The sequence below is a fragment of the Paraburkholderia sp. GAS199 genome (assembly GCF_050436585.1).
Classification (GTDB): domain Bacteria; phylum Pseudomonadota; class Gammaproteobacteria; order Burkholderiales; family Burkholderiaceae; genus Paraburkholderia.
Window position 1 is genome coordinate 160,664 of sequence record NZ_JBNDMM010000012.1, and the last position, 26,380, is coordinate 187,043.

The 26,380-nt window shown below is 64.3% G+C and carries 23 protein-coding genes; 14 read left to right on the forward strand and 9 right to left on the reverse strand.

The window, feature by feature from the left end:
* Positions 1-66: 66 nt before the first annotated feature.
* The 3 genes from P3T18_RS34120 to P3T18_RS34130 all read right to left on the reverse strand — a co-directional run bounded on the left by P3T18_RS34120 (position 67) and on the right by P3T18_RS34130 (position 3,395).
* A complete protein-coding gene (locus tag P3T18_RS34120) occupies positions 67-1,368 on the reverse strand; it encodes an MFS transporter (RefSeq protein ID WP_429304388.1) in 1,302 nt (433 codons plus the stop codon).
* Positions 1,369-1,397: 29 nt separating this feature from the next.
* Positions 1,398-2,228 carry an NAD-dependent epimerase/dehydratase family protein gene (locus P3T18_RS34125; protein ID WP_429304389.1) on the reverse strand — a complete coding sequence of 277 codons (831 nt, stop codon included), beginning with the start codon at positions 2,226-2,228 and terminating at the stop codon, positions 1,398-1,400.
* A 345-nt stretch (positions 2,229-2,573) separates the two neighbouring features.
* Positions 2,574-3,395, reverse strand: coding sequence for an alpha/beta fold hydrolase (locus tag P3T18_RS34130; RefSeq protein WP_429304390.1), 822 nt, complete (start codon positions 3,393-3,395; stop codon positions 2,574-2,576).
* A gap of 604 nt (positions 3,396-3,999) precedes the next feature.
* Here P3T18_RS34130 and P3T18_RS34135 point away from each other — a divergent pair.
* The 6 genes from P3T18_RS34135 to P3T18_RS34160 all read left to right on the forward strand — a co-directional run bounded on the left by P3T18_RS34135 (position 4,000) and on the right by P3T18_RS34160 (position 8,610).
* Positions 4,000-4,332 carry a type II toxin-antitoxin system RelE/ParE family toxin gene (locus P3T18_RS34135; protein WP_429304456.1) on the forward strand — a complete coding sequence of 111 codons (333 nt, stop codon included), beginning with the start codon at positions 4,000-4,002 and terminating at the stop codon, positions 4,330-4,332.
* A complete protein-coding gene (locus P3T18_RS34140) occupies positions 4,319-4,606 on the forward strand; it encodes a helix-turn-helix domain-containing protein (RefSeq protein WP_429304391.1) in 288 nt (95 codons plus the stop codon). Before P3T18_RS34135 ends, P3T18_RS34140 begins: the two co-directional genes overlap by 14 nt.
* Positions 4,607-4,936: 330 nt before the next feature.
* Positions 4,937-6,361 (forward strand): cytochrome ubiquinol oxidase subunit I, encoded by a 1,425-nt coding sequence (locus tag P3T18_RS34145; RefSeq protein ID WP_429304392.1) that lies wholly within the window; start codon positions 4,937-4,939, stop codon positions 6,359-6,361.
* Positions 6,362-6,381: 20 nt separating this feature from the next.
* Entirely contained in the window at positions 6,382-7,395 is a 1,014-nt protein-coding gene (cydB, locus tag P3T18_RS34150) for a cytochrome d ubiquinol oxidase subunit II (protein WP_429304393.1), read from the forward strand.
* A complete protein-coding gene (locus P3T18_RS34155; protein ID WP_429304394.1) occupies positions 7,370-7,549 on the forward strand; it encodes a hypothetical protein in 180 nt (59 codons plus the stop codon). Before cydB ends, P3T18_RS34155 begins: the two co-directional genes overlap by 26 nt.
* A gap of 314 nt (positions 7,550-7,863) precedes the next feature.
* Positions 7,864-8,610: a response regulator transcription factor gene (locus P3T18_RS34160; RefSeq protein WP_429304395.1), complete on the forward strand. Its 747-nt coding sequence runs from the start codon at positions 7,864-7,866 to the stop codon at positions 8,608-8,610.
* Between the two features lie 102 nt (positions 8,611-8,712).
* On the opposite strand, the gene P3T18_RS34165 is transcribed toward P3T18_RS34160, so the two are convergent.
* Positions 8,713-10,599: an ATP-binding response regulator gene (locus tag P3T18_RS34165; RefSeq protein WP_429304396.1), complete on the reverse strand. Its 1,887-nt coding sequence runs from the start codon at positions 10,597-10,599 to the stop codon at positions 8,713-8,715.
* A 274-nt stretch (positions 10,600-10,873) separates the two neighbouring features.
* Between P3T18_RS34165 and P3T18_RS34170 the strand changes: the two genes are divergently transcribed.
* From P3T18_RS34170 to P3T18_RS34180, 3 genes are all read left to right on the forward strand, one after another.
* The gene (locus P3T18_RS34170; RefSeq protein ID WP_429304397.1) at positions 10,874-11,665 is read left to right on the forward strand and encodes a hypothetical protein; all 792 of its coding nucleotides are present in this window, start codon (positions 10,874-10,876) and stop codon (positions 11,663-11,665) included.
* Positions 11,666-11,829: 164 nt separating this feature from the next.
* Positions 11,830-15,240 (forward strand): alpha/beta fold hydrolase, encoded by a 3,411-nt coding sequence (locus tag P3T18_RS34175; protein ID WP_429304398.1) that lies wholly within the window; start codon positions 11,830-11,832, stop codon positions 15,238-15,240.
* 129 nt (positions 15,241-15,369) lie between these two features.
* A complete protein-coding gene (locus P3T18_RS34180) occupies positions 15,370-16,185 on the forward strand; it encodes a hypothetical protein (RefSeq protein WP_429304399.1) in 816 nt (271 codons plus the stop codon).
* Here the strand turns inward: P3T18_RS34180 and P3T18_RS34185 are convergent.
* Together P3T18_RS34185 and P3T18_RS34190 are read right to left on the reverse strand one after the other, a co-directional pair.
* Positions 16,177-17,589 carry an FAD-binding oxidoreductase gene (locus P3T18_RS34185; RefSeq protein ID WP_429304400.1) on the reverse strand — a complete coding sequence of 471 codons (1,413 nt, stop codon included), beginning with the start codon at positions 17,587-17,589 and terminating at the stop codon, positions 16,177-16,179. The genes P3T18_RS34180 and P3T18_RS34185 overlap by 9 nt on opposite strands.
* A complete protein-coding gene (locus P3T18_RS34190) occupies positions 17,586-18,566 on the reverse strand; it encodes an isopenicillin N synthase family dioxygenase (protein ID WP_429304401.1) in 981 nt (326 codons plus the stop codon). Before P3T18_RS34190 ends, P3T18_RS34185 begins: the two co-directional genes overlap by 4 nt.
* Before the next feature lie 267 nt (positions 18,567-18,833).
* Between P3T18_RS34190 and P3T18_RS34195 the strand changes: the two genes are divergently transcribed.
* The 5 genes from P3T18_RS34195 to hutC (P3T18_RS34215) all read left to right on the forward strand — a co-directional run bounded on the left by P3T18_RS34195 (position 18,834) and on the right by hutC (P3T18_RS34215) (position 22,970).
* Positions 18,834-19,661 carry a transporter substrate-binding domain-containing protein gene (locus P3T18_RS34195; protein WP_429304402.1) on the forward strand — a complete coding sequence of 276 codons (828 nt, stop codon included), beginning with the start codon at positions 18,834-18,836 and terminating at the stop codon, positions 19,659-19,661.
* A 77-nt stretch (positions 19,662-19,738) separates the two neighbouring features.
* Positions 19,739-20,389 (forward strand): amino acid ABC transporter permease, encoded by a 651-nt coding sequence (locus P3T18_RS34200; protein ID WP_429304403.1) that lies wholly within the window; start codon positions 19,739-19,741, stop codon positions 20,387-20,389.
* A gap of 45 nt (positions 20,390-20,434) precedes the next feature.
* Positions 20,435-21,097, forward strand: coding sequence for an amino acid ABC transporter permease (locus tag P3T18_RS34205; RefSeq protein ID WP_429304404.1), 663 nt, complete (start codon positions 20,435-20,437; stop codon positions 21,095-21,097).
* 69 nt (positions 21,098-21,166) lie between these two features.
* Positions 21,167-22,042, forward strand: a complete 876-nt coding sequence (locus P3T18_RS34210; RefSeq protein WP_429304405.1) for an amino acid ABC transporter ATP-binding protein — start codon at positions 21,167-21,169, stop codon at positions 22,040-22,042.
* A 124-nt stretch (positions 22,043-22,166) separates the two neighbouring features.
* On the forward strand, positions 22,167-22,970 hold the full coding sequence (hutC, locus tag P3T18_RS34215) for a histidine utilization repressor (protein WP_429304406.1): 804 nt from the start codon (positions 22,167-22,169) through the stop codon (positions 22,968-22,970).
* An 11-nt stretch (positions 22,971-22,981) separates the two neighbouring features.
* Here the strand turns inward: hutC (P3T18_RS34215) and hutC (P3T18_RS34220) are convergent, their stop codons facing one another.
* The 3 genes from hutC (P3T18_RS34220) to P3T18_RS34230 form a co-directional block, all read right to left on the reverse strand.
* Complete coding sequence (hutC, locus tag P3T18_RS34220; protein ID WP_429304457.1) at positions 22,982-23,740, reverse strand: histidine utilization repressor; 759 nt, start codon at positions 23,738-23,740, stop codon at positions 22,982-22,984.
* Between the two features lie 80 nt (positions 23,741-23,820).
* Positions 23,821-25,536 (reverse strand): HAL/PAL/TAL family ammonia-lyase, encoded by a 1,716-nt coding sequence (locus P3T18_RS34225; protein ID WP_429304407.1) that lies wholly within the window; start codon positions 25,534-25,536, stop codon positions 23,821-23,823.
* Between the two features lie 19 nt (positions 25,537-25,555).
* Complete coding sequence (locus tag P3T18_RS34230) at positions 25,556-26,347, reverse strand: ABC transporter ATP-binding protein (RefSeq protein ID WP_429304408.1); 792 nt, start codon at positions 26,345-26,347, stop codon at positions 25,556-25,558.
* Positions 26,348-26,380 lie beyond the last annotated feature (33 nt).

Here is a 26,380-nt window from a genome sequence, read left to right on the forward strand (position 1 = left end):
TTTTTCTTCTCTGACCAGCACGCTGGATTCAATCAACCGAATCCAGCCTGACGTGCAAGCGTTACATTACTTCGCCACCGCACCGGTTGCCGGCGCCGAACTCCAGCGCGGCTCCGGCGTGCGATCGCCGCTTCGTGCAAGCAGACACACCACCACCGCCGCGATGATGTCGAACACGGCCAGCACGACGAACAGCGGGCTGTAACCCACCTGTGTGACGAGCACACCGAACAGCGCCGTGAAGGCCGCCGCGCCGAGGTAACCCGCCATGCCGCCCATGCCCGTCGCCGTCGCGACCTCGTTCTTGCCGAACATGTCCGAGGTGATGGCATACAGCGCGCCCGACAGCGTCTGGTGAGCGAAGCCGCCCACGCACAGCAGCGCAATCGCGGCGTAGGGACTGGCCACCAGGCCGACGCACGCCGGTCCGATCATGCACAGCGCGCCCACCACGAACACCAGCTTGCGCGACGTGAACAGCGAGACCTTCGCGTACTTGTGAAACAGCGGGCTCAGATAGCCGCCGAGCACGCAACCGATGTCCGCCGCGAGAAACGGCATCCACGCGAACAATGCGACTTCCTTCAGGTTCATGTGACGCTCGGTCATCATGTACAGCGGAATCCACGCGTTGAAGGTTTGCCATGCCGGCTCGGACAGAATGCGCGGAATGCCGATCGCCCAGAAATCACGGCTGCCGAGCATTTTTTTCCAGCTGCGCCGCGCCACGCCCGCGTCGCTATGTTTGGCTTCCTGGCCGCTCAGAATGTAGTCGCGTTCGGTGTCGCCGAGCAGTTTCTGCTTGCGCGGATGCTTGTAGAGCAGCATCCACACTGCGCTCCACACGACACCCGCCACGCCGACGATCAGAAAAGCCCATTGCCATTGCCCGTGCAACAACGCCCACACCACCAGCGGCGGCGCGAGCAGCGCGCCCACCGACGAGCCGATGTTGAACCAGCCGATCGCCACGGAGCGCTCTTTCGCCGGGAACCACTCGCTGGTCGCCTTCACGCCGGCCGGAATGCCGGCGGCTTCGGCGATACCGAGCACGCCGCGAAAGAACGCGAGGCTGCGCCAACCTGTCGACCATGCCGCCGCCGCGCAGGCCAGCGACCACGCCAGCGCGAACGCCGCGAAACCGATCTTGGTGCCGACGGTGTCGAGCACGTAGCCCGCCACCGGCTGCATGAAGGCATAGCAAAGCTGCCACGCGACCACGACGTGCGAATACTGCACGGTCGTGATGTCGAGGTCCTTCATCAGCGTCGGCGCCGCCACCGACAAAGTATTGCGCGCAAGATAATTGATGATGAGGCCGGCCGCGACCAGGCTGACCATCCACCAGCGGATGCCCTTGACTTTCATGACTGTGTCTCCTCGAATGCTCTGACCGCTCAGGCCGGGCGCGATGGTTTGATTGCCGCGCCGGTTTCGCGGTCGCGCGAATAGTCGATGCCCACGAAGCCGCCGCCCTGGAAGCGCTGACCGAGCGCGTCGAGCGGATTGGGACCCGCGAGAATCTCCCCGGCGAAGTCTTCGGCGTTCTGCGTCGGCACATAGCCCAGACGCTCGGCGCCGCTGTTGTCCCACCAGCTGCGCGTATTGGCCGACACGCCCCATACCGTCAGGAAACCGATGTCCTGCGCGTCGAAGCAGCGGTCGAGAAAGTGCATCAGATCCTGATGACCGAACCAGGTGCTCAGGTGACGCGGCTCGGTAGGCCGTTCGAGACAACTGCCGATCCGCACGCAGACGCTTTCGATGCCGTGCTTGTCCCAGTACATGCGCGCGAGCGACTCGCCCCACACCTTGCTCAGACCGTAAAAACCGTCCGGGCGCAGTTCGCAATCCAGTTCGAGACGCTCGGTGACCGGATACATGCCGATCGCGTGGTTCGAACTCGCGAACACGATGCGCTTCACGCCGTGCCGGCGCGCCCCTTCGTAGACTTCCACGAGTCCGCGCAGATTGTTTTCGATGATTTCGGGCAACGGACGCTCGACACTCGTCCCCGCAAAATGGATCAGCACGTCGACGCCTTCGAGCAGCCGGTCGACCACCGCCGGATCGCGCAGATCGCCGTGCATCACGTCTTCGCCATCGACCAGCGGCGTGAGGGCTTTCGAACCCGCGGCCGAACGCAACGCGACACCGCGCGCGACGAGCGCGCGACGCACGACCGAGCCGAGCTGACCGCCGGCTCCACTCAGGGCAATCTTCTTCATAAGGTTCCTTGACTGCGCCGCGGATTGCCTCGCCATGAGCGGGACCGGCCGTTGGGCCGAAGCGGCGTCGGATGATGAATCCGGTACGTTGTACGATAACGTACTATCGACTATGCAAAGCTGATTTTCAACTAGGCATTTACCCGTATTCCAACGATCGACAGGCGCGCCATGTCTTTATAAACAAGGATTTGCGAAGCGAGTTTTTATGTGATGTCGTACAACAACTTGCGTTTTTAATTGACCGGTTTTTGTCGACGCGCCCCGCCCTGCGTTCCGTTGTTGCAATTGCCGGCCGGCGGCATCGGGCGCCGCCGGCCTCGCTTCCTCGACATCAAGGCCCGATCACGAACCGATGAACTCCAGCAGATCGGCGTTCACCTTGTCCGCCTCGACCGTGCACATGCCGTGCTGGCCGCCGGGATACACCTTGAGCGTGGCGTTGCTGACGATTTTCGCGGTCAGGCGACCGGCTGCGTCGATCGGCACGATCTGATCGTCGTCGCCGTGGAGCACGAGCGTGGGCACGTCGATCTTCTTCAGGTCTTCCGTGTAGTCGACTTCCGAGAACTGCTTGACGCAGTCATAGAGACCCTTGATCGAGCCCGCCATGCCCTGCGCCCAGAACGAATCGATCACGCCTTGCGACTTTTTCGCGTTCGGGCGGTTGTAGCCGTAGAACGGCACGGCGAGATCCTTGAAGAACTGCGAACGGTCGTCGACCACGCCTTTGCGGATGCCGTCGAACACGTCGATCGGCGTGCCGTTCGGATTCGCCTCGGTCTTCAGCATCAACGGCGGCACCGCGCCGATCAGCACGGCCTTCGCCACCCGTTTGGAACCATGCCGGCCGATGTAGTGCGCCACTTCGCCGCCGCCCGTGGAATGCCCCACCAGCGTCGCATCTTTCAGATCGAGATGTTCGATCAGCGCGGCGAGGTCGTCGGCGTAGGTATCCATGTCGTTGCCGTCCCACGTCTGCGCCGAGCGACCGTGGCCGCGACGATCGTGCGCGATGACACGAAAGCCCTTGCTGCCGAGAAAAAGCATTTGCGCGTCCCACGCGTCGGCGCTGAGCGGCCAGCCGTGCGAGAACACGACCGGACGGCCGCTGCCCCAGTCTTTATAGAAAATCTCCGTACCGTCCTTCGTGGTGATCGTGCTCATCTGCTGACTCCTTGGGATTGAAGTCTGCCGTTGCCGGCAGGGGGACGATGCGTGCCATCGCCGGGCGGCGAGCGTAACGGCACGCCGCCTGGAGCATGACACGGTAAGCAACACGTATTGATGACGGACTCGCACGCGAACGGAACGGTGCGCGCGATCGCCAGATGATTATTCGCGACGAATGGTGAACGACAACGATGAAAGATAACGATGAAGACGTCGGGACGGCCTGACGACAAGCGGGCGTCTCACACTTTGGGCGAGCCGTACCGGCTGCCGGACCCGACCAGACTGTTCGCATCGTAAAAGCAAACCGGCCGATTGGCTAGCCATCCGGCCGATGCCCGTCTAACGCGCGCCGCGCTATCGTGGATCCGGTGTCGGCGCTGTCTTTCTGTTGTCCGTTATCGACGGCATCGCGGCATGCCGTCGACCTGTTTCGCGACGCGGCCATGGCTATCGGCGAGCCGTCTCGCACCATTTTTTCGTTCGACTCAAGACCTGTTGCAACGCGGCGATGAGTCGGCATTCCTGAAGAATGCCGCCCCACACCAGCAGCTAGATCGCTTGCTTGAAACTAACATATTTGTTATTATGGATTCAGATGTCATTTACTATCGAGTTCTACAACGAACGCGTCAAAGTGAACGTCGCGTCGTTGCCGAAAACCCTGCTGGCGCGTTTCATTGCACTGGCCGATCGCATGGAGGAATACGGGCCGAATCTCGGCGAACCGCACACGGCACACATGGGCGGCGGCCTCTTCGAAATGCGCCTCAAAGGCGCCGAAGGCATCGCCCGGGTCTTCTACTGCGCCATCGTGGAACGGAAGATCGTCATGCTTCACAGCTTCGTGAAGAAGTCGCAACAAACACCGCGCAATGAACTCGACACTGCGCGCAAGAGATTGCTGGAGATCAGGAATGGCAACTTATAAGGCAATGCGCGAACGCGCGCTGAACGACCCGGAAGTACGCGCCGAATTCGAGCGCCTGAATCGCGAAGAATTCGCCCTGCTCGACCAGATGCTCGCGGCGCGCCGCGAAGCCGGACTCACCCAGGCGCAGGTGGCCGAACGCATGGGTACCAAGGCACCCGCCATTACGCGCCTCGAACGGGCGCTCGCATCGGGGCAGCATTCGCCGTCCGTCGACACGCTGCGCCGTTATGCAGCAGCCTGTGGCAAGCAACTGTTCATCTCGATCGCTTAACCGATGCTTTAACGCGTGCGACGCGAAACGCGCGCCGGCGCTGGCGTCGCGAAAACGTGTTGCAGCGCGGTCTATTGACGCAGCCAGGCGTCGCGCGCGTCGGCGGAGTCCATTCAGCTAATCAGGAAAACTTGATATCCATCAAGGCTTTGCTGTCTCAAAAAGGAAAGCGAGCGTAAAACAACGTGGTTTTTTGACGCACGTCGCGGCGCAGCAAAAAAATCGACCATCCCCTACTCTGGCGCCATCTGCACGACGCAGTGCGCACCGACAACGGTCGACGCGCGTAGTCCGCCTTCGGGCACGACGCACTCACAGCACGCCACGAACATGAACCCCGCAATTTCGGCATTCGATCTCGCACGCATCCAGTTTGCGTTCACCGTTTCGTTTCACATCGTTTTTCCCGCCCTGAGCATTGGCCTCGCCAGTTTTATCGCCGTCCTCGAATGGCGCTGGCTGCAAACCGGCAAGGCGTACTACAAAGATCTTTGCCTGTTCTGGTCGAAGATCTTCGCAGTGGCCTTCGGAATGGGCGTGGTCTCCGGCGTGGTGATGAGCTATCAGTTCGGCACCAACTGGTCGGGCTTTTCGAGCTTCGCCGGACCCATCACCGGACCGCTGCTCATGTACGAAGTCATGACGGCGTTCTTTCTCGAAGCCGGCTTCCTCGGCATCATGCTGTTCGGCTGGCAGCGCATGAGTCCGCGCGCGCACTTCGGCGCCACGCTGATGGTGGCGATCGGCACGCTCATCTCCACCTTCTGGATTCTCGCGTCCAATAGCTGGATGCAAACGCCGCAAGGCTTCGAAGTGGTGGACGGTCACGTCGTGCCGCTCGACTGGTTCAAGATCATTTTCAATCCGTCGTTTCCTTATCGCCTTGCACACATGGCGCTTGCCGCCTTCATCGTCGCCGGGCTGGTGGTGTCGGCGGTGGCTGCGTGGCATCTGTTGCGCGGACGGCGCGATCCGGCGGTCCGGAAAATGTTCTCGATGGCGCTCTGGCTGCTGCTGATCCTCACGCCGGTTCAGGCGTTCGTCGGCGACCAGCACGGGCTGAATACGCGCGAATATCAACCGGCCAAGATCGCCGCAATCGAAGGTCTGTGGGACACGGAAAAAGGCGGCACCGCGCTCAATCTGTTCGGCATTCCCGACATGCAGGCGGAAACCACGCGCTACGCGGTGTCGATTCCGCATCTGGGCAGCCTGATCCTCACGCATAGCTGGGACGGCGAGATTCGCGGTCTGAAGGAATTCCCGCCGCAAGACCGGCCGAATTCGACGGTCGTGTTCTGGAGTTTTCGCATCATGGCGGGTCTCGGCGTGCTGATGATCCTCATGTCCGTGGCGGCCGCGATATTGCGCCGGCGCGGGCGGCTGTTCGAATCGACATGGTTCCAGCGGCTGGCGGTGGTCATGGGACCGAGCGGCTTCGTCACCCTGCTGGCCGGCTGGGTCACCACCGAAGCGGGCCGTCAGCCGTGGGTGGTGTACGGCGTCATGCGCACCTCGCAGGCCGTCTCGCCGCTCAGCACGCAACAGGTCGGCATTTCGCTGATGGCCTTCGTGGTCGTCTACTTCCTCGTGTTCGGCACCGGCATCTACTACATGCTCAAGCTGATGCGCGCGGGTCCGGCGCTGCCGGGCAACACACCGCACCACACGCCGCACCACACACCAGGCAGCACGCCGCAGCAGACCGCGCGCCGCCCGCTCTCCGCCGCCGATCAGCTGATCGACGCCGCTTAACGTCACCGACGAGAATCGACATGGACGTAACCGTTGTGTGGGCCGCGATCATCGCGCTAGGCCTTTTCATGTACGTGGTGCTGGACGGCTTCGATCTGGGCATCGGCATCCTTTTCCCGTTCTTCCCCGATGAAAAAGAGCGCGACCTGATGATGAACACCGTCGCACCGGTCTGGGACGGCAACGAAACCTGGCTGGTGCTCGGCGGCGCCGCGCTGTTCGCGGTGTTCCCCGCCGTCTATTCGACGGTGCTCTCCGCGCTGTATCTGCCGCTCGTCTTCATGCAGGTGTGTCTGATCTTCCGCGGCGTGTCATTCGAGATTCGCGCCAAGGCCAATCGCACCAAACACATGTGGGACCTGGCGTTCATCGGCGGCTCGGCGGGCGCCACGTTCTTTCAGGGCATCGCGCTCGGCGCATTCCTGCAAGGCATTCCCGTGCTCGACGGCGGCAACGGCGGCTATGCCGGCGACGCCTTCGGCTGGCTCACGCCCTTCAGTCTGCTGACCGGCCTCGGGCTGGTGGTGACGTATGCGCTGCTCGGCTGCGGCTGGCTGGTGGCGAAGACCGAAGGCGATCTGCAGCGCCGGTTGCATCGCGTGATCTGGCCGCTCACGATCGTGCTGCTCGCGTTCGTCGCCATGGTCAGTTTGTGGACGCCGCTGCAGGACCCGAACATCGCGCAACGCTGGTTCCACGACGGCATCTTCTACCGTCTGCTGCCGGTGCCGTTCCTCGTCGCGATCTGTGCCTTCTTCATGCGCCGCGCGGTGCGCGAGCGGCATCACAACACGCCCTTCGTGCTGGCGCTGCTGCTGGTGCTGCTCGGCTACCTCGGGCTGCTGGTGAGCCTGTGGCCGTATGCGATTCCTTCGAGCATGACGCTGTGGGAAGCCGCCGCGCCGCGCTCGAGCCAGATGTTCACGCTGGTCGGCGCGCTGGTGATCCTGCCCATCATCATCGCTTATACGACCATGGGTTATTGGGTTTTTCGCGGCAAGGTGCGACATGGCGACCAACATCATTATCATTGACTCCGCGTCCGGCAAACCGGACAAACCCGCCGGCCGCAAGCTGCCCGGCTGGCTCTGGTTCATCGCGCTGTGGTGCTTCGGCGTGGCGTCGGCCATGTCGCTCGGTTTCGCGTTCAAGCTTCTGATGAATGCGACGTTATTTGCAGTCAGGTAGCATCGCCGGAAGCATGAAGTCACCCGGCGCGCATAAGCTTCACAGACCTGCGCGGCGGCCTTGAAAAAACGGCGAATCCGGCTCGTCTACGTAGCAAGCCGGAACCTACGCGCAGGAGACCTGCCTTAGTCGTAAGTCCGATGAATCGGAAAACCGGCGATCGATGTACACGGCAGATGGGTCAGACAGGCGGCGAGCCGCGAGGCGCGCCGCCAACGGTCGAAGGATCGCGGGGTAGCAGGCATGATCAAAAGTAAAAGAAGCAGCACAGCGGCGGTAGTCCACCCTACGCACGCCCGACTCGCGGAGACATCATGAAGTTTCTTGTGGCCGACGACCATGAACTGATCCGGCAAGGCGTCAAAGGCTTGCTGCGGGGCCTCGATCCCGACGCCCAGTTCGACGAAGCCGACAGTTGGGAAACCCTCGCCGCCGCCGCGCGCCCCGACGCGGATCACGATCTCGCCATCGTCGATCTGCACATGCCGGGCATGAGCGGCGCGTCCTCGCTCGAAGTACTGTTGAAGGCCAATCCCGCGCTGCCGGTGGTCGTGCTGTCCGCGGAAGAATCGCCTGACGAAATGCGCGCGGTCCTGGCGGCCGGCGCGCTCGGCTTCGTCCCGAAGCGCCAGCCGGCCAGCGTCATGCTCAAGGCCATCGAACTGGTGCTGTCGGGCGGCGCCTACGTGCCGATGGAAGCGCTCAGCCTGCTCGGCTCGCGCGACACGCAAAGCGCGCCGGTCGCACCGGATAGCGTCGCGCAGGCGGCGGCATGCGCGCCAGGCTCGGGCGGCACTTCGCTCACGGAACCCATCGCGCAAATCCAGGCTTTGCAACCTCACCAGCAGCATCTGCTGGAAAATCTCTCGCCGCGTCAGCAGGACATCATGCGGCTCGTGCATCGCGGCTGGACCAACAAGATGATCGCGCGCGAACTCGGTGTGGCGGAAGGCACGGTGAAGGTGCATCTGTCCGTGATCTTTCGCGCGCTGGGCGTGCACAACCGCTCGACCGCGATCGCGGTCATCAACGGCTGGCTCGAAGCGGGCAAGACTTTGTAGGGGCGCTGGTGGCGCGGTGCGGTGGCTGCGATCGCTAGCCCGCGCAGAGCGGCCACGCTCAGCACGCGCCGCCGCCGGCATTAACACTTCTTCAGTGACAGCCTAGTTCTGCGACTCGCTCTGCGGTTCGCCCGCCGCATCGTGCGAAGTGTCGCCCGGCTCTGCTCGACGGCCGCCGCCCGCGAGCCCCTCGCGACCCTCGCGCCCCACAACGGCTCGTCCCTTGTCGAGTTCGGCCTGCTGCCACAGCATGTCGAGGGTGCGCCGCAAGCGTGCCGGCGTCACTGGCTTGTGCAGCACCGGAATGCCCTGCAAGGCCAGCGCCGCCAGTTCCGTCGACGCCATGTCGCCGGTAATCAGCAAGGTCACGACGCCTTCGTGTCCGGCACGCGCCAGCATGTTGCGCACCGCCGTGAGCGCCTGCGCCCCCGTACGATGGTTGGCGAGCTGGTAGTCGCACAGCACGGCATCCGGGACGAAACCGCTCTGCAGCACGGCCAGCGCACCGCCCTCGTCGCGCGCGCCGCGCACCTCGCAGCCCCAGCGTCCGAGCAGACTCGCAAGACCTTCGAGGATCGACGGTTCGTCGTCGATGCACAGCACGCGCTGCCCTTGCGCGGACGGACCGCTCGTCACGCTTTCGCTCAGGCTGGTCACGATGCCGCTGGCGTCGCCCTCCTGCACGGGAAAACGGAACACCGAGCCGCGCCCCGGCGCCGAGCGCAAGCTCAGTTCGCCGCCGAGCATGGTCACCAGCCGCTTGACGGTCGGCAAGCCGAGACCGTGGCCCTGGCGCGCGTCGCGCTGCGGATTCGCCACCTGATAGAACTCTTCGAAAATACGCTGCTGCTCCGCGCCCGGAATACCGATGCCCGAATCGCGCACCTCCACGAAGCCGCCCGACAGTCGGCCCGAGCGCCGGAAGCCGAGCCAGATAGCGCCGTCTTCGGTATAACGCACCGCGTTCGACACCAGGTTGCTCAGCACGCGTTCGAGCAGAACGGGATCGTCGTGGACAACCACGCTGGTCGGCGCGATGCGCAACGCGAGCCCCTTGGCGGCGGCCTGCGGCCGGTACTGGCTGCCGATCCGCTCGAACAGTTCGGACAGCCTGAAGTGCAGCCGGATCACCTGCGTCACGCCGCTTTCGAGGCGCGCCAGGTCCAGCACCTGGTTGAACAGCTGGTTCAGCGCCTCGACGTTGTAGACGATGTGCTCGGCAGTCTTCGCATGTTGCGATGCAGTGGTGGCCGGATCGTTGAGCGAGGCCGCGAGCAGGCCGATGGCATGCAACGGCTGACGCAGATCATGACTCGCGGCGGCAAAAAACCGGGTTTTGGCGAGACTCGCCTCTTCGGCGACGCGCTTTTGCGCCGCCAGCGATTCCGCCAGGTACTGCTGGTCGACGCGCGCCTGCACGACCCGCTGAAACAGCTTGCGGTAGCTCAGCGCATAGACGTTGATCGCGCAAAAAAAGAACGCGAGCACCACCGCAAGAATGGTGCGATCGAACGTGTGGGTGCCGAAATGCAGCACGATCGACGGAAACAGCAGAAACGGGATCGCGGTCGAAAAATTCAGCAGGTCGAAACCGTTCGACATGAACACGCCCGCCGCCAGCGTGACCAGCAGCACCGTATGCAGCAGCGGCAAATCCGAATGCGGACTCTGGAACGCGAACCACACCGCGAGGCCGGGCGCGCTATAGAGCAGCACGCCGCGCAAGGCGTGCAGATAGATCCAGCCGCGCGGCGACACCAGTTGCGGATAACGCCGGTTGCAGATCCACAGCGCCAGGCTGCCGCAATTGGCCGCCGCATAGAACCCGAAGCACGCAATGAACAGATGCGGCGACGGAATGTTCGGCCAGTAGATCGCCACCAGCACGGCAATCGAAAACCAGTGCGAAAAGAAGGCAATCGGGTCCTGCGCGTACAGCACGCGCACGAGGTCTTCGTCGATCGCACGCTGGATAGGGTCGGCCCGCATCGTGGCGGTCTCCTTTGTCGGCTGCCGCGACATTCTGGTGCAGCGCATGGCTACCGCGCCGAAATCATGCAGAACGCATGGATGGTCATGCAGAAAGCATGGATGGTTTACCCGGCAGTTTACCCATCAGCTACCACTTAATCCATATAGGCGAAGGCGTCGCCGAAACCGATACTGAATCACGTTCAGCGCGGTTTTAATCGTTCGTTCGCTTCGCTCCCGACTCCGGCCGAAGCGCCCCGCGCATCCTGCCAGACCCCTTATGGAGGCTTTTATGGGCGCAGTTCCGAGCCACGAGTTCGTCCGCAATCTCGACGATGCGATCCTGCCCGACCTGTGGCGCCGGCGCACCCGTTTGTCCGGCGACGAAATGGTGTCGATGGTCGGGCTGGTCAAGCGGGCGCTGCGGACTTATCACCCGCTCGAATTGCAGGCCCTCGGCGAGGATAAGGAAGAACTGGTGGCACAGTTCATTTACTCGAAGGTGCTGCGCCTCGCGCCCGGCCATACCGAGACCAACGCCTGCGCCGACAGCGCGCCGTCCAACGGTTATGCGCTGTGCGCCTACTTCCGGCGCTATCTGATCGACTGCCTGCGCAGTGCCGGTCACCAGCGCAACGTGTCGATGGAAAACGAAGGCATGGCGCAGGAAATCGACCTGCACGCGCAGGCGCTGGAAGACCCGGTGCAAAGCGTGCTGATGCAGTACGGTCTCGACGAGCAGGCCGTGCGCGCCGCCGCGCGCGCTTTCATCGAGAATCTCGACGAACCCGAGCGCATCGTGCTGGCCGGCAGCCTCGGCTGGTGCTCGGAAGGAAAAGGCGGATTGTCGGCGGTTGCGGCTCAGCATCGGGTGCCCTCGTATCACTATCGCGCCGTCAAACTCGGCGTCACCATGAAAAAGACGGCCGGCGCCGCCGATTTTTCCAACACCAAGATCGGCCGCTGGCTGGTCGAGACGCTCGGCATCGACATCGCGCTCGACAACCGCGCCGCGATTCTGATCGCGCTGAACCTGCTCGCCGCCGAATCAAGCGACAGCGAAATGCACCAGGCGGCAGCCTGATTTGCTCGCACCCGCTTTCCTCCGCATTTGCCGGCGCGCCTCGTACGATGCGCCTTTTTTTATAAATGCGCAGCGCGTACGATAAAAAAGCCGCAGCCGCAGACCGTCTTTGATCCGCAATCCGGGGCTCACACCCGGCCTCCCCATTATTTGCGAGGTGGTCCATGAACCGCTTATCCAGCGCCATGACGGCGGTGCAGTCGCATTACGAAGTCGTGGTGGTGGGCTCGGGCTACGGCGGTGCAATCGCGGCGAGCCGCATGGCGCGCGCCGGCCGCAGCGTCTGCGTGCTGGAGCGCGGCCGCGAATTCATGGCCGGCGAGTATCCGCGCACGCCGCTGGAAGGCACCGCCCAGGTGCAGTACAACACGGCGCTCGCGCAGATCGGCTCGCCGCTCGCGCTGCTCGAAGTGCACGTCAACCCGGACGTGAACGCCGTGGTCGGCTGCGGACTGGGCGGAACCTCGCTCATCAACGCCAACGTGGCGCTCGAAGCCGATCCCCGTCTGTGGGACGACCCGCACTGGCCGGCCGCCCTGCGCGGCGACGCGGCGGGTCGCAAGCAGGGTTACGAGCGCGCCCGCGCGATGCTGCAGCCTTCACCGGTACCTGCCGATTTTCCGCCCTTGCCCAAGCTTCAGGCACTCGAAAAATCGGCGCAGGCGCTCGGCATGGAAAACCGCTTCTGCCGTCCGCCGATCACCGTCACGTTCGAAAACCGCACCAACGCCGCGGGCGTGGACCAGAAAGCCTGCGTGGGATGCGGCGATTGCAACTCCGGTTGCAACTACGACGCGAAAAACTCCACCCACATGAACTATCTGCCCGACGCGGTCGCTCACGGCGCGCAGATTTTCACGGGCGCGGCAGTCCATTCGGTGGAGCGCGATCCAGCTACGCAAAAGTGGCAGATCAACTATCAACTCGTGCACCTGGGCCGCGAAAGCTACGACGCGCCCGATCTGTTCGTGAGCGCCGACATCGTCATCGTGGCGGCGGGCACGATCGGTTCCACCGCCCTGCTGCTGCGTTCGCGCGAGGCAGGGCTGAGTGTGTCCGCGATGCTCGGCAAGCGTTTCACCGGCAACGGCGACGTGCTTTCGTTCGCGTACAACACCGAGCAGGTGATCAACGGAGTCGGCTGGGGCGCGCACGAGGCCGGCGAGATCGCGCCCGTGGGGCCGACCATCACCGGGCTCATCGACCATCGCGACACCCCGAACGTGCGCGACGGCTTCGTGATCGAAGAAGGCTCGCTCGCGGGCGCGGTCGGCGCTGCGATGGTCGGCCTGCTGGGCGGCGCCGCGCCGCTCGAAGGCGTGGACGTGCCGGGTCCGCGCACGTTCGGCGAGAGACTCGACTACGGCGCGCGGGTGGTCGACAGCATTCTGCGCGGCCCGTATCACGGCGCGCTGAATCACACGCAAGCCTATCTCGTGATGGCGCACGACGACGAAAGCGGCGAGATCAGCGTCGGCGACAATGGCCGGCCGCGCATCGCGTGGCAAAACGCCGGCAAGCAGCCGATCTACCAGACCGTCGAAGACACGCTGAAGAAAGCCACGCAGCCGCTCGGCGGCAAATACGTGCGTAATCCGATTTCCACCAAACTGCTCGGCAACCAGATCGTGACCGTGCATCCGCTCGGCGGCTGCGGCATGGCGGAAGACGCGGAGCATGGCGTAGTCGATCAGGCCGGTCGCGTATTTAACGGCACGGCGGGCAGCGCGGTTCACGACGGCCTTTATGTGATGGACGGCGCGGTGATGCCGATCTCGCTCGGCGTCAATCCGCTGCTGACGATTTCCGCGCTGGCCGAGCGCAATTGCGCACTGCTCGCGGCGTCGCACGGCTGGCAGATCGACTACGACTCGACAGGCCGCGCCGCCGCGCCGCCACCGCAAAAAATCGGCCTGCGTTTCACCGAAACGATGGTCGGCAACTACACGCCGGTGCTCGCCGCCAAAGACGTATCGAGCCCGATGCAATTCACGCTGACCGTCGAATCCGACGACCTTGCCGATCTGCTCAGCAATCCGAATCATCTGGCGCAGACTGCCGGCACGCTCACCTGCCCCGCGCTGTCCGCGCAACCCATGACCATCACCGAAGGCACGTTCAACCTGTTCGTGATCGATCAGTCCGACGTGGGCGAGCGCAACATGAATTACCACATGACGCTCAATTCGGTGGAAGGCAAGCCCTACTATCTGAGCGGACAGAAGATCATCACGCGCAGTTCGCCGATCAACCTGTGGGAGCAGACCAACACGCTTTACGCCGAGATTCGCGAGTTGCCGGGCGCCGAGGCGCCGGCCATCGGCAAGGCGACGCTCATCATCACGCCGGAGAATTTCCTCAAGCAGCAGCGCACACTCGAAGTCACCCACGCGCCCGATCTGAAAACGCGCCTCGAATGGACGCTGAAATTCGGCAAGTTCTTCGCGGGCGTGCTATTCGACGAATACGGCGGCGTCGCCGCGCCGCTGCATTTTTTCGATCCGAAGGCCGCGCCGCGCCTGAAGCGTGCCCTGCGCGCGCCCGCGCCGCAGGTGTTCTTTTTCGACACGCCCGACAAGACCCATCTGCGGCTCACGCGTTACGTGGATGCGGCCAACAAGGCCGCGCGTCCGCTGCTGCTGATTCACGGCTCGGGCGTATCGAGCCGGATCTTTTCCACCGACCTGATCGCCACCAACCTGGTGGAATATCTGTGCGCCGCCGGTTACGACGTCTGGCTGGTCGATCTGCGCGTGAGCATCGAAATGCCGAGCGTGATGGTGCCGACCAACGTCGACAAGGTGGCGCGCGAAGACATTCCCGCCGCCGTGGCCAAAATACGCGAAGTGACCGGCGCGCCCGCCATTCAGGCGCTCGGTCATTGCATGGGTGGCCTCGCCCTGAGTATGTCGCTGCTCAGCGGACTGGAAGGCATCCGCTCGGCGGTGATTTCGCAGGTGTCCACACATCCGGTTCCCGGCACGTTGCAGCGGGTCAAGGCCGGCCTGCACATTCCGGGCATCATGAAGTTCCTCGGCGTGGACGATCTGACCGCCTACACGCAGGCAGGACAATGGCCGCAGAACGTACTCGACCAGGCGCTGCGCCTCTATCCGCTCGATCACGAAGAAGGCTGCGGCAATCCGATCTGCCACCGCGCCACTTTTCTCTACGGCCTCCTGTACGAGCACGAAAAACTCAACGAGACGCTGCATTCGAATCTGCAGGAAATCCTCGGCATTCACGACGTTTCCCTCTTCCAGCACCTGTCGGCGATGGTGCGCGCCGGCAAGGTGGTCGACGCGAGCGGCGCCGACGTGTACCTGAGCGGCGCGAACGGCATGAAGGGGCTGGAAGGCATGCGCCTGCCGATCGGCTTCATTCACGGCGACCGCAACGAAACCTATCTGCCGGAAAGCACGCAACTCACGTATGACATGCTGAGGCGGCATTTCCCCGAGCAGCCCTACGAACGCCATCTGATTCCGGGCTACGGACACATCGACTGCATTTTCGGCAAGCACGCCGACGTGGACGTGTATCCGCTGATCGGCCGATATCTCTATGCACACTGAGCGAAAACGCGGGCGTCGAATCCGGCACGGGACCCGGCGCTGGACAAAGTTTTACATGCGAGTCACAAAGCCGCATAAAATCAGCGCGGCCCATATAAATCAACGACACAAGTGACCGACATGCAGCAGATGAGTTTTCGCGAATGCGCCGCCAGATCGTGGGGAAGCGCGTGGAGCATTCTCGCCAGGATGCCGTTTTTCCTGATCTTTTACGTGGCGGCGCTGGCCTGCACCTTCGCCCTGCCTCATCTCCTGCCGGGTATGACCTCGACGGATAACCTCGCCGACACCATGCCCGCTTCCGCGCCCGCCTTGAGCGCGATGAACCTGGTGCGAGTCGTCATCAATTCCCTGCTCGCCATCAAGATTCACCGCATGGTGCTGCTGGGCGAAGGCGAAACGCCGCTCTTCCCCACGCAAGGCCGGGCCTTGCTGCGCTATTTCGGGCTTTATCTGCTGATCGGCGTCGTGACGTTGATGCTCGGCCTTCTCGCTATTCTGGCCGGCAAACTCCTGTTTTCGGCGCGCTTCGGATTGCCGCTGGCCGTCATCGCCGCGCTCGCCGTCGGCCTGTTCCTCGCGACCCGCATCAGCCTGCTGTTTTCGGCGCTGGCGTTGGGCAGCCGCTTCGCGCTGAAGGCCGCCTGGCGCGATAGCCGGAGCCACGCCTGGTGGATCGCCGGCATCATGTGCATCGTGACAATTCCGCCGATGGTGATCGGCGTGGCCGTGGCGGTGGCCGCGAATCCGCTGCTCGCCGACACGCAACCGGCTCAACGGCTCATGCTCACGGTGGCGGGCCAATCGTTGCTGAGCGTGCTGATGTCGACCCTCAGCGCGACGGCGCTTTCGTGGCTGTATATCCGTTTCGCGCGCGAACTGCGCGGCCTGGTCGAAACCGCGAGCACGGTGGACGTGCCGCGCGAGAATGGTCGATCAGAATAACTTGCCGGGATTCAGAATGCCGTGCGGGTCCAACGCCTGCTTGATGGCGCGCATGGCAGCCAGTTCCGCCGCCGAACGCGAGATCGGCAGGAACTCGCGCTTGAGCAGGCCGATGCCGTGCTCCGCCGACACCGAACCGTGCAACGGCCCGAGCATCTCGTACACGAACGCATACACCGCGTGATGATCCACGTTGGCGATCGAATGACCGTCTACCGTGACGTGCAGATTCGAGTCGCCGATATGGCCGAAGAAATACGATTCGTTGCCCGGCCAGCGCTGATCGAGTGCCGCCCGGCACCGGTCGACGAACGCGCCGATCTCGCCGATCGGCAGGCTCACGTCGAAGTTGATCGCGTCGAGCCGGACCGGAAATTCCGCGGTGCATTCGCGGATCGCCCATAGCGCCCGCACGTCAGCCACCGACTGCGCGATCACGGCGTCGCGCAACGCCTTTTCTTCGAGCGCCTCGGTGAGCGCGGCGGCGAAACGCTCGCCGTCGTCGCCGGAATCGAAGCTCGCGTGTTCGATCAGCGCATAAAGCGGATGCGGTTCCTCGAAAGGCGAACGCGCGCCCGTCAGCTTGACGCCGAAATCGTAGAAGTCCGGCCACATGATTTCGAACGCGCCGATGTCGTTGCCAAAGCGCGTCGACAGTCGCCTGAGCAGGTGGACGGCGGCGTCGTAGCCGTCGAGCGCGACCAGCGCGGTATGCCGTGCCGCGCGTTGCGGATGCAGCCGCAGCACGGCCCGCGTAATCACGCCGAGCGTGCCTTCCGAGCCGATGAACCAGTGCTTAAGGTCGTAGCCCGTGTTGTTCTTGACCATCTTGCCGAGCGAGGTCAGCACGTCGCCGTTGGCGAGCACGACTTCGAGACCGAGCACCTGATCGCGCGCCGTGCCCGACTGGATGACCCGGTTGCCGCCCGCGTTGGTGGCGAGATTGCCGCCGATCTGACACGAGCCGCGCGCGCCGAGATCGAGCGCGAGTTCGAAGCCTGCTTCCGCCGCCGCTTCCTGCGCCGTCTGCAAGGTCGTGCCCGCGCGCACCGTGAGCGTGGCCGACGCCGTATCGACTTCTTCCACGCCGGCGAGCCGCTCCAGCGACAGCGCGATGTCGGTGGCGCGCGCAATGGCGCCGCCCGCGAGGCCGGTCATGCCGCCCTGCGGCACCACCGGCTGATGCGCCGCGTGACAGATGGCAAGCGCGCGCGACACCTCTTCAGTGCTGCGCGGCAACAGCAGTGCCGCCGGACGCGTCGGCTCGTGACGCGTCCAGTCGGTCATCGCGTGTTCGCCGATCTGTTCGCCGACGCGCACGGCGTCGTCACCGAGTGCGTCGCGCAAGGCCTGGAGTGTGGCGGTCAGCGTGGCGGCTCGCGTGGCCGGGTCGTGATCTGTCATGCAGTGGTTCCCTGTGCTGCGTGTTTTTTGCGGTAGCCCATCGAATCGTTGATGCGCCCGAGAATGTAGTCGCCCGCGGCGACCGGCGGATACTTGAGTTCGGCCTCGCTGGTGCCGAGATCGCGCGGATCGACCGGCGCGCCGTAAGTAGGATCATAGAACGTCGCGATCGAATAGCGCTCGCGTCCCGACGCATTGATCACGCGATGCAGCGTGGAGCGGAAACGGTCGTTGGTCCAGCGCGCCAGCAGATCGCCCACGTTCACCACGAAACTGCCTTCCACCGGCGGCGCCTCGACCCAGGTGTCGTTGGCGATCTCGCGCACCTGCAGGCCGCCCACGCGATCCTGCCACAGCAGCGTGATGCAGCCGTAATCCGTGTGCGGCGCCACGCCGAACTGGTCCGCCGCCGATTGCGCGGGCTGCGGCGGATAGTAGACCATCTGCGTGCGTTGCATCCGCTTGGTATAGCGCGGCGCAAAAAAATGTTCGTCGGCGCCGAGACTCACGGCAACCGCGCGCAGCAGATCGGCGCCGCACGCGCCGAGCGCTTCGTAATACCCGTAGAGCGCGGGCCGCAGTTCCGGCATGAAGTCGGGCCAGTTGTTCGGTCCGCGTAACGCCTGACCCGCCAGCACGTCGGGATCGTCTTCCGGCAATTCCAGACCGATGCTGAAGAACTCCTTGTAGTCGGGCAGCTTCGCCTGATACATGGTGGCGTCGCCGAGCGCGTTGAAACCGCGATGCCGCTGATTCACCGCGGCGCGGCGTTTGGTCTCCACCGGAAACGCGAAGAAGCGGCGCGCCGCCTGTTCGGCTGCGTCGATCGTGCTTTGCGGCACGCCATGATTGACGATGTAGAAGAATCCGATCGTGGTGCACGCCTCGCGGATTTCCTGCGCTACGCGCGCGAGCGCCTGCGGGTCGCCCGCGCGCACGCCGGCAAGATCGATGATCGGAATGCGGGACACGGACATCGCACGACTCCTTGATTAACCACAGACAAATTCAACCGGCGAAAAGCGTTGCGGGCCATCGCGCCCGACACGCGCATCAACGTTGTATATACCGCCAAAAGCGTCCCGGCAAGTTGCGCGAAGCGCCTTCGTATCAGGGCTTTTCTCTACTCGCGAGTTTATTTATTTCGGGCAAAAAACGCGGTATATACTGCCTCGCATGACTCGCGCCGGGCAACGCTGCACCACCGCTTTCGCGCGACACCGCTTTGCCAACCGGAGAATCTCATGAGCATCCTTGCAGGCTGGAAGTGTCGTCTGGTCATGCTGGCGCTGTGCGCCGCAAGCGTCACCGCCCACGCGGAAGACCAGCTCGCCAAAGTAAAGAAAGCCGGCGAACTGGTGGTCGGCACCGAAATGCAGTTCGCGCCTTTCGACTTCCTCGAAAACGGTCAGCAAGCGGGCTTCAACAAGGATCTCTTTGCCGAAGTCGGCAAGGAACTGGGCGTGAAAGTACGCTTCATCGACCTGCCGTGGCCGAGCGTGCTGCCGGGCCTCGAAGCCGGCAAATTCGACATGGTGGGCGGCCCGTTGACGGTCACCAAGGCGCGCATGGAGCGCTACACGTACACGCTGCCGGTGGCGGACGCCACCGATGCGCTGCTCAAGCGCGCGAACGATACCTCGGTCAAGCAATCGTCGGATATCGTCGGCAAGACGGTCGGCGCGGGCAAGGGTTCGGCCCAGCTCGACCAGTTGAAGGCCTACATCGCCACGCTGCCGAAAGCGCCGGAAGTGCGAGAGTACGTCGACAACAATCAGGCTTACGCCGATCTCGCCGCCGGCCGCATCGCCGCCGTCGCGAATTCGATGACCAACATCGCCTACGTCGCCAAACAGCGTCCGGAAACTTTCGCCGTGGTGCAGCCGCCGTTCGGCGCCAAGGTGTATTTCGCGTACTGTCTGCGTAAAGACGCGGACAGCAAGCCGCTCGCGGACGCCTTCAATACCGCGCTCGTGAAGATGCACAACGACGGCCGTCTCGCCGCGCTGCAGAAGAAGTGGTTCGGTGTCGCCATGGACGCACCGACCTCGATGCCCACGCCGAATTACTGATGCACGCGGCGATGCGCGCTTCGTGAGGCGCGCATCGCCGCTTCCGTGCTCTTCCCGTCCTAGCGAGTGCGACGCTCATGTTCAGCACAACCGTCTTCGTCCAGGGTCTGCCGCTGCTGTTGCATGCGGCGCTCGCCACCATCGGCATTTCACTCACGGGTCTCGTGATCGGCTTTTTCGTGGGTATCGGCGTGTGTGCGGCGCGGCTCTCCGCTCGCCCCGCGGCACGTAGATTCGGCGGCGCTTACGTGTTCTTCTTTCGCGGCGTGCCGATGCTGGTGCAGCTGCTGCTGGTCTACTATCTGCTGCCGTTTGCCGGCATCAACGTGTCCCCGGTCGTCGCGGCGATCAGCGCCGTGTCGCTCTGTTCCGCTTCGTATATCGCCGAAATTCTGCGCGGCGGTTTTCTCAGCATTCCGCCGGGTCACCTCGAAGCCGCCCGCATGCTCGGCCTCGCACCGCTCGACATGCTGCGGCGCATTCAGGTGCCGCAAGCCATCCGTCTGACGCTGCCCTCGCTCGTCAACGAAATGGTGCTGCTGATCAAGGCGTCCTCGCTGATTTCCGTGGTGGGCGTGGCCGAGTTGACGCGCACGGCGCAGAACATCGCGGCAAGTACGTATCGTCCGCTCGAAGCGTATCTTGCGGCGGGTCTGATCTACTTCGTGATCTGCGGCGCGCTCGCGCTCGTGGCGCACGCCGCCGAATACCGGTTGCAGCACGCCTGACGTTTCATCCAGTCACCACGCACTCTTCACGACGCGCGAGAACTCATGCAACAGCTCGATCCGACCGTCATCACGCACAACCTGCAGCCGATCGCCGCCGGCCTCGCGACGACGCTCGGCACGTGGGCCGCGGGCGTCGCCATCGGCATCCTGATCGGCTTCGTGATCGCGGTGCTGCAACTCTTCTGCGGCCGCTGGGTTCGCGGCGTTTTGCGCTTCTATATCGAGGTATTTCGCGGCACGCCCTTTCTCGTGCAACTCTTTCTGCTGTACTACGGCGGCCCGTCCATCGGACTCACGCTGGAACCGATGACAGCCGGCGTGCTCGGCCTCGGTCTCTACGGCAGCGCGTATTTCGCCGAGGCGTTCCGCTCGGGTTTTCAGTCGGTGCCGCCGGGTCATCTGGAAGCCGCATCCTGTCTCGGGCTGACGCGCTGGCAAGCCGTGTTGCGCATTCAGGTGCCGCAAATGCTGGTGCTGATCGTGCCGGCGCTGACCAATCTCATCATCGTATTGAGCAAGGAAACGGCGGTGCTCTCGATCGTCACCGTGCCCGAACTGACCTTCGTGCTGACCGGCATCGGCTCGGCCACCTTTGCTTTCGTCGAAACATTGCTGGTGCTGTGCGCGTGCTATCTGGCGCTGGTCGAACTGACCTCGCGCGCCGGAATGTGGGCCGAAACCCGCATCGCGCGCTTTATGGCCTGATTCATGGCCTGACTGATAGGCCCGGTTTATAGCTCGATCCCCGGCCCGCCTGGACATTTGCCATTCCCTATGAACGCCATCGCCGACATGCCCTCTTCCACCACCACCGCCGCCGCGCCGGGCGACGCTTCCCGATCCGCCCCGCTGATCGAAGTGCGCGGCCTGCGCAAGCACTTCGGCGAAGTCGAAGTCTTGCGCGGCGTGGACCTCGCTATCGCGCGCTCGGAGGTGGTCTGCATCATCGGTCCATCCGGTTCGGGCAAAAGCACCTTGCTGCGCTGCCTCGCCGCGCTCGAAACCTACGATGAAGGCGACGTGCGCATCGAGGGCGAACTGCTCGGCTATAGCGAGCGCAACGGCAAACGCGTGCGCGCTGCGCAAAGCGAGATCAACCGCGTGCGGCGCAACGTCGGCATGGTGTTCCAGCAGTTCAACCTGTGGCCGCACATGACGGCGCTCGGCAACGTGATGGAAGCTCTGTTGCGCGTACGCCATCTTTCGCGCGACGAAGCGCGCCGCCGTGCCAACGCGATGCTCGACACCGTGGGCCTCGCGCACAAGGGCGACGCGTATCCGTCGAAACTCTCGGGCGGCCAGCAACAGCGCGTGGCGATTGCGCGGGCGCTGGCCATGGAACCGCACATCATGCTGTTCGACGAACCCACCTCGGCGCTCGACCCCGAACTGGTCGGCGAAGTCCTGCAGGTGATGAAGCAACTCGCGCGCGACGGCATGACGATGGCCGTGGTCACGCACGAAATGGGTTTCGCTGCGCAGGTAGCCGACAAGGTGATGTTCATCGACCAGGGACGTATTGCCGTGCAGGGCAAACCGCAAGAGGTTTTCCACGACGCGGGTCAACCGCGCCTGCGGCAGTTCCTGCAAAACTATTTCGACCGCAACGCGTTCTGGGCGCGCGGTCCCGACGAAGCCGGCACGGTATGAGTGCGCTCGCCAGGCTTTCGGCGCTTCCGGCGTTCCCGGCTCTCCTGCCGGATCGTGCGCCGCTTGCAGCGCTACTTGCCGCGCCGTCCACCGCGCCGCATCGACGCTAGCGCTGGAGCCGCCGATGTCCGCCAGTGTCCGCAGCAAGTCCCACGACACGCCGCCCCCCGTAGCGGCCATCAAGACCGCGCGCGTGACGACGCCGGCCCCGGCCGCCCGCTACGAACAGGTCAAGCAGCACATTCGCCGCATCATCGAATCCGGCGCGCGGCAGGCGGGCGAACGTCTGCCCTCGGAACTCGATCTGGTGGATACGCTCGGCGTGTCGCGCATGACGGTCAATCGCGCGCTGCGCGAGCTTGCCGACGAAGGCCTCGTCACGCGCGTCTCGGGCGTCGGCACGTTCGTCGCGCAAAGCAAGCCGCAATCCACCCTGCTGATGATCGCGCATATCGGCGACGAAATCCGCTCGCGCGGTCACGAATACAGCTACGACACCGTGCTCGCGCAACGTGAGACCGCGCCGGTGGTGGTCTCGAATGCGCTGGGACTGGCGCCGGGCGCCTCGGTGTTTCATGTGATCTGCGTACATCGCGAGAACGGCCTGCCGGTGCAACTGGAAGACCGCTACGTCAATCCGGCGATTGCGCCGGAGTTTTTGCAGCAGGATTTCGCGGCCATCCGGCCGTCGGAATATCTGTTCGATATCGTGCCGGCGCACGACGTGGAGCATGTGGTGGACGCGGGTCTGCCGACGCTCGCCGACGCCGAGCTGCTCGAAATTCGCGCCGAAGAGCCGTGCCTGACGCTCATGCGCCGCACGTGGACCAGCGGTGTCGCGGTGACGTTCGCGCGCTTCGTGCATCCGGGTTCGCGCTACCGGCTAGGCTGCCGCTTTACTCCCGATACGTCGCAGCGACAGGGCTGACTGCGCGCAACTCAGACGTTGCCGGCCAGATGGAAACGCGAAGCCGGATGCCACAGACGCACCGACGTGGCGACGTCTTCCCCGACCCAGGTGCGACGCCATAAGAGCAGACACGGCTCGCCGATTTCCATCATCAGATGACGGCGCACATGGGCGTCCGGTTTCTGCGCATAGATGCGGAATTCCGCGCGCTGGATCGGCGCGAGCCGCACCATGTAGTGGTTCGGTGTTTCGACGGTGAAGTCCTGTTGCAGATACGCCGGAAACACTTTCGGATTGACGTAGCGGTCTTCGTACTGGATCGGCTCGCCCTCTTCGCTGTGCACGATGCACGAATGGAACGCCGGGCCGGCGGCGAGCCCGAGCGCATCGAGTGCGTGCGAGTCGTCGCCCGGCGCGAGCGTCAGCACGCGCGCCGAATGGCGGTGGCCGCGCGCCGCAATTTCGTCCGCGATATTGCGGATTTCCAGCACGGTCGATTCATAGCGCTGGGGCGCGACGAACGTGCCCGAACCCTGCACGCGCGTCAACACGCGCTCGGCGGTCAGTTCGCGCAGCGCCCGCGACACCGTCATGCGCGCCACGCCGAACTCCTTCACCAGTTCCGCTTCCGACGGGATCAGACCGCCCGGCTTCCAGGCGCCCTCGCCGATGCGTTTGATGACGTAGCGCTTGATCTGCTCGTACGCGGGCAGCGCTTTCGCCGGCGTGTCGTGATGCCGGCCCGGTTGGCTTTGACTCTCGGCGCTGTGCGCGTCTGTGTTTGTAATGGTGTTCACGTCGACCTCGTGGGTGGTACGCAATTGACCGGCGCGCAGGCGGGTCGGCCCGCGCGCCGGCGCTGTCTCCGTCATGCGATGCTGGCCGCGTTCTGGCCGTCGTTGGCCGCGTGAGATGCAACGGCCATGTTCGCCACGCTCGCCAGCTGCGTGAGCTTGTCCGTGTCCTGCATGCCGGCGCCGACACCGCGCGACGCCGCCGCGAGGTTCGCGACACTCGCGAGATTGGCGAGGCCCGCTGCGTCGAAGGCGCCGAGGGTGCCGGACGGTTCCGGCCGGATCGTGCCAGGCGTCGGCAACGGCGGCGGCGCACCGTCGGCGATCATGCGAAACGCGACGCTCATGTCGTCGGCGAGCGGACGGTCGTCGCGATAGGTCGGCACCAGACGGCGCACGCGTTGCCACAGTGCGTCGGTGTGCGGCGCGCGCGCTGCGTCGATGCTTTGCAGGTCGTAGGCCTGTGCCGCCGCGAGCAGTTCGATGGCGACGATGCGTCCCGCGTTGTCGACGATCTCCAGCGCCTTGAGTGCGGCCGGCGTGGCGTGGCACAGATGGTCTTCCTGCAGACCCGAGGTGATGCCGCCGTCGAGACTCGCGGGCATCGCGAGGCGCCGGTTCTGCGCGACCAGCGAGGCCGCCGTGTACTGCGCGATCATGAAGCCGGAACAGGTGCCGCCCGGCTCGGCGAGAAACGCCGGCAAGTTGCTCACGAGCGGATTGACGAGCCGGTCCAGACGCCGCTCGGCCATCGCCGCGACCTGCGCGATGGCGGTGGCGAGGCTGTCCATGGCGAGCGCGATGGAGGCGCCCACCGCGTGCGCCTGCGAATACACGCGCGGCTCGTCCGGCGTGCCGGCGACGATCGGGTTGTCCGTGATGGAAGCAAGCTCGCGATTGACCACGTCGGCGGTCGCGGCGAGCACGTCGCGCGCGGCGCCGTGCACGTGCGGAATGGTCCGCATGCTCAGCGGGTCTTGCGTGCGCTGGCCGACCACGGCCGCGAGAATGCCGCTGTCGGCGAGCGCCGCGCGCATGCGTTCGCCCACCAGATTCAGCCCCGGCGAAATGCGCAGTGCCAGCGAGTCGGCGTCGAACGCGGCGAGCTGGCCGCGCAGATTTTCGAAGCTCATGGCCGCGACGATGTCGGTCCAGTCGAGCAGCCGTGCGGCACGCGCCAGCGCGAGCGCCGCGAGCCCCGTCACGCAAGGCGTGCCGTTGATGAGGCTCAGGCCCTCCTTGGCTTCCAGCACGAGCGGCTGAAGCCCGAGCATCTGCAACGCGTCGCGGCCCTTGATGCGCTCGCCGCGATATCGCACGTAGCCTTCGCCGATGCACACGAGCGCGATATGCGCCATGTGGCTCAGATAGCCGACCGAGCCGAACGCCGGCACTTCCGGCAGACAATCGGCATTGAGCAGCGCGACCAGTTGATCGGCCACCTCGAGACGGATGCCCGAGTGACCGTGCGCGAAATTGTTGACCGCTGCCGCCATGATGGCGCGCGTTTCGGCCACACCCAACGGCGCACCCACGCCTACCGCGTGACTCATCAGAATGTTGCGCGACAGCGTACGCTGCTCGGTCGGCGAGACGATCACGTCGCACAACGCGCCGACGCCGGTATTCACGCCATAAGCGCGAATGCCGCGCTCGACGATCTGCTCGACGAGCACGCGCGCGGCAGCCACGCGCTCGCGGGCGGCAGCGGAAAGTTCGAGCGGTTCGCCGGCGGCGACAGCCGCCACCTGAACCCAGTCGAGAGGACGATCGGAACGGATCACGGCCATGGTAGTGCTCGCTGAGGGATTAGTTGGTGGTGCGGTCCTGATGGCTCGAGACGAACTGCCGGAAGCGTTCCGACTTGCTTTCGACGAAGACTTCGTCCGGCGTGCCGTCGGCTTCCACCTGTCCCTGATGCAGGAACATCACGCGATTCGACACGTGACGCGCAAAGCCCATTTCGTGCGTGACCACGAGCATCGTGCGGCCCTCTTCCGCGAGCGAGCGCATCACGCGCAGCACTTCGCCCACCAGTTCCGGGTCGAGCGCGGACGTGGGTTCGTCGAACAGCATGACCTTGGGATGCATGGCCAGCGCGCGGGCGATGGCGACGCGCTGCTGCTGTCCGCCCGACAGATGCGCCGGATAGTGGCCGCGTTTTTCCGCGAGACCGACTTTCGCGAGCAGCGCCTCGGCTTCTTCGACCGACTCGGCGCGGCTGCGCTTCTGCACGCGCATCGGTCCTTCGATCAGATTTTCCAGCACGGTCATATGCGACCAGAGGTTGAAGTTCTGGAACACCATGCCGAGTTGCGAACGCACGCGGTCCACCTGACGGCGATCGCTCGGTTGCAGCTTGCCGTCGCTACGGCGTTTCATTTTCAGCTCTTCGCCCGCGAGCGCGACCGAGCCGTCGTCGGGCGTTTCGAGCAGATTCAGGCAGCGCAGAAAGGTGCTCTTGCCCGAGCCGCTCGCGCCGAGAATCGAAATGACATCGCCTTGATGCGCGTCGAGCGAAATACCCTTGAGCACGTGATGCTCGCCGAAAGACTTGTGGATGTTCCTGACCGACAGGGCGACGGGTGCGGGTGCGTTCATGAGGTTCTCCAGATTCTGCGGATTCAGCGGATT